The organism is Bacillus sp. Root131 (assembly GCF_001429475.1).
GTDB lineage: Bacteria > Bacillota > Bacilli > Bacillales > Bacillaceae_G > Bacillus_A > Bacillus_A thuringiensis_S.
This window is the reverse complement of sequence record NZ_LMJQ01000025.1, coordinates 1-9,248: the sequence shown is the minus strand read 5'-3', so window position 1 is coordinate 9,248 and position 9,248 is coordinate 1. Positions and strand designations below refer to the sequence as shown.

The window sequence follows — 9,248 nt, the reverse complement described above, 5'->3', positions numbered from 1 at the left end:
AAAGAGAAGTCAAATTCCAGACTTCTCTTTTTCGACGTACAAGGAATTACAGGAGTTATTCAGAACCGCTTAAACTATAACTATATTTTGTAAACAAGTTTGTGTTTTTTCAAACTTTGCAACACACCTGTATAGAATCTCCTTTTTAACACAGTCCTATTTCTAATTTCAATACTTGGTTATTATTTTACCAATTTTTATTAAAATCTTCTACTTTACTAATTATTAATTCTTGATAACCTATATTCTAATTCTATATTTACCCTTAACAGTGCAATTTTTTCGTTTGGGGGATACTTCAAAATGTTAAGTTGATGGGCATGTATGGTGACCCCTATATAGAAAGAACAGCGAAGACATTTGCATCCCTCTCGATTTCCTAAACAGGTCTTGCAAAATTTGGCGAAGACGTAATACCTGTTAAGGGGATTTCCTTGATAGTTTGGGGTTACTATTACACATCTCAAACAGGGTATATCTATGCCATAATTTTTAAACAAACGTTTGATTCGGCATTATTCGCACAAAAACAGAAGGATTCGCTATTTATAGCGAATAAAAACAACATAAAATAATAGAGTTTCAAAAAAAAATAGCCCTCCACCAGACCTTTTTTGGTCAGATGGAGGGCTATTTTTTTCATGTTTTGACAAGCTGCGGTGAGATAAGCCTGCATTTGGACAGACTTCAGCCCTCGAAATCGAGCATATCGGATAGCCATGTAGTTCTTTGGCGTCTGCAAAGCTTCGCTCTATAGTTGAACAGCGTACTTTGTAAAACTTTTTCCCTGTAACTGTTAGTTTGTTTTTTCTAGCGATATCCTTATATTTCTCCCATATATGATGAGTGATAACTTTTTGTTTTTGTTTCTTTGAAAAACATACCTCACGTAGCGGACAAACAGCGCAGTCTTCTGGCTTCGATTTATATTTACGATATCCTTCACGATCCGTTGTCGCATACTCTAAAATACACCCCATCGGACAAACGAATGCATTCATTTCTTCTACATATTTAAATTGGCTTTTTGGTACATCTTTATTTCTTTTTCCAAATCGGCGATACCCCATCACCATAAATATATTTCTCTCCGATAATTTCTTACAGATATAGCTCGTAAAATAGCCTGCATCAAGAGTTACAGCTTCTACTTTGAACCCGAATTTATCAATTTGAGCTTGGAGGCGTGCTAAATATGGCTCGGAATCTGCCATATTTCCAGCCGTTACATAGGTATCTGTAATAATATTGTACTTCGCATCAGTCGTACGATGGTCTAAGAAATGAAAACCGTTCGGTTTTCCATCTCTCATTAAAAATCCACTATCTGGATCCGTGGTACTTATACGAGTTTTTTTGGTAGGGGTATCACTTTCCTCTCTAGGTTTTAATTCTTTTTTCCATGTACCTTACGATCTTCGATTACCGCAGCTTCTAGCTCATCTATATAAAACTTTGCTTTTTCTTTTTTATATTTATGTACAAATTTATTCTTATTGGCATTGGCCTTAATGTGCGTAGAATCTGTCATTAGCGCACGTCCTCCCACCATCCGGTGCTCTGTCGCTTGCCTCACGATCTCATCAAAAATTTCTTCGAAAATATTTGTATGAATAAAGCGGGTACGGCGATTCCAACTGATTGTAGAATGATCTGGAATAGTATCTGATAGAGAAAACCCTAAAAACCAACGGTAGGCGATATTCGTTTTAATCTCTTTTTCCAATTGACGCTCCGAACGAATACCGTAAAAATATCCAATAAACATCATTTTAAATAAAACGATAGGATGGATTGACGGACGTCCATTGTTTTCACAGTAATAAGGGCGTAATTTCTCTTCAATAAAATCAAAACTAATTGTCGCTTCAATCGCACGAAGGAAATGATCTTGTGGAACCAGCTCTTCTACAGAAACAGATACACGTTCATCACGATGATTTTTTAAAGCACCCATCATAAAAACTCTCTCCTTTTCCTCTTTTTATCAGTGTTGACACATAAAAAGAGGTTCAGACACAAAAACAGGCTGTAGAGAAGACTTTCTCCACAGCATTAGAAGGATTGGACTGTGTCTAGGAATCCGTCGTCCTCTTTTGATATTTTAATACCTTTGCACCAAATCCTTTTTTTACTTAGGGATAGTAAAAAATATTAATTGATGGGCATGTATGATGAGGCCTGTTAGAAAACTTTGCACCAGAACTTTAATTTCTAATTGTTCCGGTATCTTTTATTTTGACTTGAGTATTCACGCAGATTTTAGCTTTTGATAAAGTCTGCAACCAATCTTCTTTTACTTTTTTCCATTCTTTATACTGAAAAGCTCTAGCATATACAGATAAACCAATTGGATCAATTTTATTTCTCTGCATGTCCTGTAACATACTTTGTAATTTTTCATTGATCTCTTCCTGTATTTCATGTTCCAATTTATTTATATGTTTGCTGCTATATAAACGATTTTTAGTTATGTTTCCATTGGTTTTTTCAATTAAAGATACATTCATGCTCATATTTATATTAAATATAAATTTACCTTTCTGGAAATCAACATTTATTTTTCTCTTTGCATCTTGTACTAAAACAGACGTATTTGGTTTTTGAATAGATTTTTTGGGAGAAAGAACAACATGTAAAATTATCCGCCCTTTACTTTTTGATTTATTAATAAGATTGAAAAATTTCACATCATTTTTAGAGATTTTGGTTAAGTACTTTCCTTTAGGATCTAAAAAGGCAATTCCTACTGTATCAATTTCATTATTTATTTTCTTAATTATTGGAACTGTTTGTGTCATTCCCTTTTCATTCTTTTCTCTCATCAATTGTTGAATAGTGGAAGAAACAGACTGATTATTTTGTATAGAGGCTTCGATTACACCGCTTATATAAGACGAGAGCGCTGGTTTATCTGGTCTATGAATTTTTAATATGCTTTTAGGACTACCATCAACAATTACAACTTTAGCATTGATAGTCGCGTAAGGGTCCCGATAAGAGGAATCGAGTGCCTGTATCCAGTTTTCTTCTTGTGCAAATTTTTTCCCGATTAAAATCACTTCACTTTTTGATGAAGTTACAAAACCTATTAATTTCGTATCCATTTTGCTAAATCCTTCATATATGGTGGATGCCTGAACCCAATGTTCTACGGTACTCTTTTGCTTTTCATGATGAAAGAGTGGTATGCTCGTTCCTACTTGAATTTCTCCATTAGGTGTTCTATCTAAGGCAATTAATAGGATTAAAGAGGCTTGTTCAAGGGGGATTCTTTGACTACAACCAATTAAATACATACAACTAATTACAATCCCTATCCATTTTCGAATCATAGTTGCTTCCTCCTAGTTAGCCAAGTAAAAAGGATACTGTAAATAAAAAGGAACACTGGAAATAAAACAAAGAAAATGATGTTAAATATATCCATAAGGAAATATATAAACACAATTTGATTTAAATTTGGGTTAAAGAATGTAAATACTCCAACAATTAATAAAATAGAGCTGACAATAATCCAATTACGTGAAATTCTACTACATATAGTTGTCATCGAATGTAAACTAAAAAATAAATACGGATAGATTGTAGTGGAAAATACAATTAAATAGTAAGCAATGTATATAATTTCTAAACGTTCTATGAAAGAAAAGCGAATCCCCTTTAATAGGTGAAATACGGGCCAAATTACATCCTTTATACCTTCAGGACTAAAATATATATAAGTAAGAATAGTAGCGTATATATAGAAAAACATGGTTCCTGTATTCGCTATCAGTATTCCTTTTATGGCTTTCTCTTTTTTTTGTAAAAACGGATAGATAAAATAGGCAATTTCTAAGCCCGCGTATGGGGTAATTGTTTCTTTTGTTGCCCTCACAATAGGATAGATGCCATCTTTCAAAATGGGCAGTAGATGTAATGGATTATAATTACTTTTTAATGCAAAAAGGAGAAGTATCGGCATCCAAGCAGTGAAGAAAAAAACAAGCATAGAATAACTTGTAAGTGCTCTTATCCCACTCTGTGCTAAAATAATGAAGGGTAGTAGTAGTAATATGACGATTTGATAAGTAGGAATAGAAGGGAAAATCCATACTTTCACAATATCTGTTGCTTTTAATAACGTATTAAAAGCCGCAAAAAATAAATAAAAAGCATATAAAAAAAGAAATATCGCCCCCAGCCATTTCCCAAAATACGTCGTTAAAACCTGTGTGAAATTCTTGTTGGGATTTTTTTGCAACATCAATATAATCAATACTCCAATTATAGAAGTTATGATCCATCCCAGAATGATAGAAATCCAACCGTCTGTACCAGCAGTAGCGGCAAGCGGACTTGGCATAATTAACATACCTGAGGCCAGTTGCAGTGAGTGAATAAAAATAATAAATTCTAATAAAGTTAAGTTTCGAAAGTTAACCTTCCCCAGGTGAACCACCTTCTTTTTTCTTTTTTTGTTTCGGTTGTCCTGTACTAGAGCGAGTAGTAAGCATCGAGTTAGGAAATCTTACAAAAGAATCTTTTAATTCTTGGAAACGAAAAGGCGCGATTGGTAACCCATATGGTGAACCATAAGAAGTTAGTGACACAAAATGAGCAAATAAGAGCATCAACCCGCTAACGATACCTACAATTCCATAAAAATAGGCAAATAACATCATTGGAAAACGAATCAGACGAATACAACTCGATAAATCGTAATTAGAAACAACAAACGATGAAATGGCAGTAATAGATACGATAATAACCATAACATTACTTACAAGACCTGCTTGAACAGCTGCTTGACCAATTACAATCCCTCCAACAATTCCAATTGTTTGTCCGATCGGCTGAGGGAGACGAATCCCAGCTTCGCGAAGCATTTCTAATGTGATTTCCATAATAAGCGCTTCTAATAAAGGAGAGAAAGGAACTTTGATCCTTGATGTTGCGATAGAAGTATATAAATCTAAAGGAATAATTTCAAAGTGAAATGAAACCATTGCAATGTACATTGCGGGTAAAAACATAGCTATAATAAATCCTAAAAATCGTAATAAACGAAAAAAGGATGCAATCATCCAATGTACATTATAATCATCTGGCGTCTGAAAAAATCCAATTAAATTTATTGGGACAATCATTGCACTAGGAGATCTATCAACTAACACGGCTACTTTTCCATCAAGAATATGATTAGAAATGGCATCTGGGCGTTCACTTAAGTAAGCCTGTGGAAAAGGAGTTAAACTATTATCTTTTGTCAAGTTAGATAATTCTCCTATGCCTAATACCGTATCAATTTTAATTTTACTAATTCTTCCCTCTACCTCTTGAACAACGTCTGCATTCGCCACATCACCTAAGTAAAGTAAATATACAAAAGTAGTAGCCCTTTCTCCGACTGCTAATTTCTTGATTTTTAATTCAGTAGAAGGAATATATCTACGAATGAGACCAATATTTTTAGCGGCATTTTCAATAAAACCGTCATGAGACCCTTTAATTGTAACTTCTGAAACAGGTTCCTGAATGGATCGTTCTGCCCATCCTTTTGTATTGATGAGGAGTGCTTTCCTTGCCCCCTCCATAAATAGCACACATTGCCCCTCGAGCAACCCTTTTTTTATTTCATTCCATGTACATACTGTTTTTGTATAAGTAGCAATTGTATCAGAATTGAATACTTGTATGTCTTCCGTTACTTCTTGTAACAATGGCGTAATGACACTTCCCTTTAATGTAACACCATCTGTAAGTCCTTCAAAGTAATATAGTACAACATTCGTCTTTGTTTTTAGTTGTAAAGGATGTTCAACCAAATCAGCACAAATATCAAAGATTTGTTCTAATTTATTCTTGAGTTCTTGTAAGTTATTTGTCTGGATAGTTTCAACAATCTCATTCATTGTAGTTTTGATAGTTCTTTCAATTAAGGACATGGGTTCCTCCTTAGTATGTATAACAGTCCGTTTTTTTTTATTATTTTTCTATAAATCAGATTCTATTCATTGGATTTAATTATTTTAAGAGGAAGGTAAAAGAAAATAATAATAAAAAGAACTCCGGATTATCTGAAGTTCTAATGTATATGGAATCTACGAAGGAGTTTCTATATATTGGTGTTCGTCCCGACGATTAGTTACGTTTAGAAGTAGAAATGACATTTGCTCGTTTCAATGATAAAAAAGCCTAAAGATAACAACTTTTCTATAGGCTTTTTATCGGATAATATATTTTTAAGTTACTATAATTGTTTTATAGGAAGGTAAAATATTATTTCTGAAAAGTGCACATTTTGATATGTTTTTTTAAAGGAAAAAGCATAGATCCTTAACCTTAATTAGTAATAGCGTATATTTTTACTGTAAATTTACTAGTTGCACCATTCGGATTTGCAATATAATATTTAGCATTTGTGTATGCTTCAGTCCTTGATTCATTCGAGAGTTTCTTCCAACGAACCGAATCCGTTCCTAAGGAAACATCAACCATAATATTGAATGAAATAGCAGAAGCATTATCTTTTTCTGTAGGTTCAACAACCCATTTTAATCCCTTTGTTCCTATAGGTAAATTTGTAATGTTAAAGTTTTGGCTGGAACGATTTTTTTGCCCGGATAATGGAATTGATTCAGAAGTTATTTGGGAAATTAATACTTCTTTTTCGTTTGATTTAATCCCATTTAATCGAATAATACTATCTATTAAACCTGGTCCAGGAAAATCTGCGGCGATAATACCAGCATGATTTATCCCACTTTTTTGTATGAAATCAGTTCCCATTGTATTCATTCCACCGTAAAATACTTGGCCATTCATATCACGAGGGAAATCTGTCCATTCATTTGTTGCATTTTTTTGAATCAGCTTTTGATTGCTATTTGTATTTCTACTTTCTTTTCCACTTGCAATAAACCACGGATAGAAATTATTCAATAATGCTGATGCACCACCCGTCCCACTAAAATGGTTAAGATAGATTTTCCCATTGTTGGCGTTATTATTTGCCTGTAAAAGATGGTTTTTCACCGCATTCCATTTATCATACATTCCATTTGGGCCAGTACCAACTTCAAACTTATCTTGAGTATACAAGGAATCACAATTTATACCGTATTCTTGGGATGCTGTAAAATTTTGCAATAATACAATTTTACCGCGGACATCCCCTAATTTCGGATTATTTCTTTCTGATGATGCTACAGAATTTGGGTCCAAAAAATAGTCAGCATTACGATCTTTATAATTTTTAAATATTTTTTCGAATGATAGTGAGCCGGTTTCAGGGTCAGTGTCTTCTTTTAAACGCATTAAAATCGTTTCTTTCGGATGATCTCTTAAAAATTGAATAGTCTCTTTTAATACATCTTCAAACATTGCTTTTTGATAAACAATTCCATGATGCATTGCAAATGAATCCTTAACACGTTTAACACGCATGTCTACATAACGAATACCCGAATCTAATTGCTGGGATCAGTTCATGGTTTGATTCCTAGTCAGATTTTCATCAAAAACACTTACTCCATGTAAAGCCATTGAACCGTGAGTCCCTGGAATAGATAGTCCGCTTATTTTTTTTGAATCCTCTAATTCGGACATCCATGTTGAATTTTGATAGCCTATATTGGACTCATACGAATAACCGAGGTGACTATCAGCAAATGCCGTAGTGGTTGTACATAAGCCTACTAATGTTACACAAGTCAGAATGCTACTTTTTAAAACTTTTCTCATTCTATCTCTCCTTTTTTAAGTTGAATAATCCCATAAAAGAAATATCTTATTATAAATATTTATATCACCAGAACGTTGAGAACATCTGTTTAAATTATATTTTTATAAGGGGTGATTCTTTGAAATTTTGATAGCCTAGAGTGTTTAATTGTATCCCTCATGGATATTAAAACGTTTATTTTTATACAAACAAAACAGAAGTCTTAAACAAGACTCCTATTTTGTGACATAATATGAAAGGTAAAATGGTTCACAAATTAGAAAAGTTTTACTGACATGCCAATATTTAAAATACATTTGCTTCATAATTTATTATAACAGTACCATTTATAAACAGCGCCTTCTGGAAGAATACTTAAAGTCTGTTTCCAAATCAATTAAATTCCTAGCAAAACCTATTTCTCATTAAAGCTTAAGCTAACTACAGTAGCAATAGATTGTGCTGCATGTTCCCAGCTTCCATCAATTACTTTTCCAATCTGTTGACCAAGTGTGTTTAAATCATTTGGATTAACAGGAATCCCATTATATGCAGCAATAATTGATAAAAGAGGAGCTGCGAATGGTGTAAAACCACCTCTATCAATATGATATTGTGGCGTACCGATTACTTCTCCATCTTTCACTGTAAATTCATAATAAACTTGATCATCTGGACGAAAACTTAAATGATGAGAAATTTGACCCTTAACATATTTTTTCCCGCCACCTAAATCTACTACTTCAATTGGTTTTACATTGAATTCATGTTCAAATACTTTTATTTTTTTGACTTCAGGACCATATAAAGCTGCCTTAACTGCTGTTTCTAAATTACTCTGTGAAAATGGTTGAATACCCATTTGTGATTCTTGTTGTTGGATAGGAGCTTTTGTTTCTGCAGCAAACGCCGATGTAGTAGGCAATGCACCTGTAGCTAACGTGGCTGCCATGGCCGCTGTTACGATCATTCTTTGTTTCTTCTTCATTACTTTCATCCCCTTTTCAATTATGATATATACCATTTTAAATGATCTAATTCAGAACACTTAAATGAATGATATCTACATGTATTATGATAGCTTCTTTCACTATTTATCTCAATTTTCAGATCAATAAGCTAATACCCACTTATATCAAAGTATTTATTACTTAAAATTCTTATTTATTTACTTTAAACGTAGTAAGACCCTAGAAAAAATACTATGATTGTAATTAAAAGATAGAATAAAGGAAGAGAATTGACATGATTTTTCTTTTTTTATAATATGTACGCTTCTTATTTAATGAGTTTTCTAGAAAAAATAATGTTATTTGTACTTGGTGGTATGTAAGTTTCTTAAGTTGATGGGTATGGTGAGGCCTTATAAAAAAATAGCGTTAACGAGCATGTATGGTGACCTCAAGTAGTAAAAAAGGCAAGCCTCTACATGAGTATTTTGGGTTCTGTTGCAAAGTTTTTGGAGTGAAGTTAAAATATAGAGAAAATGGGGCGAGGAGAAGGATGCATGGGATATTTTAAAGGGAAACAATTCAAAAAA

4 protein-coding genes and 2 pseudogenes are annotated in these 9,248 nt (G+C 33.2%); all 6 read right to left on the bottom strand.

Translation table 11 applies throughout. The features are described from left to right. Positions 1-586 precede the first annotated feature (586 nt). A pseudogene (locus tag ASE54_RS35230) lies at positions 587-1,960 on the bottom strand (IS1182 family transposase); the annotation flags it as partial. Positions 1,961-2,207: 247 nt separating this feature from the next. Then, positions 2,208-3,335 (bottom strand): Ger(x)C family spore germination protein, encoded by a 1,128-nt coding sequence (locus tag ASE54_RS26660; RefSeq protein WP_000619971.1) that lies wholly within the window; start codon positions 3,333-3,335, stop codon positions 2,208-2,210. Further along, entirely contained in the window at positions 3,332-4,435 is a 1,104-nt protein-coding gene (locus tag ASE54_RS26655; protein WP_042993022.1) for an endospore germination permease, read from the bottom strand. Before ASE54_RS26655 ends, ASE54_RS26660 begins: the two co-directional genes overlap by 4 nt. Beyond that, complete coding sequence (locus ASE54_RS26650; RefSeq protein ID WP_000052380.1) at positions 4,422-5,930, bottom strand: spore germination protein; 1,509 nt, start codon at positions 5,928-5,930, stop codon at positions 4,422-4,424. Before ASE54_RS26650 ends, ASE54_RS26655 begins: the two co-directional genes overlap by 14 nt. Before the next feature lie 397 nt (positions 5,931-6,327). Then, positions 6,328-7,728: pseudogene (locus tag ASE54_RS26645) on the bottom strand (phosphatidylinositol-specific phospholipase C). A gap of 395 nt (positions 7,729-8,123) precedes the next feature. Continuing rightward, entirely contained in the window at positions 8,124-8,696 is a 573-nt protein-coding gene (locus tag ASE54_RS26640; RefSeq protein ID WP_000730171.1) for a hypothetical protein, read from the bottom strand. Positions 8,697-9,248: the final 552 nt, after the last annotated feature.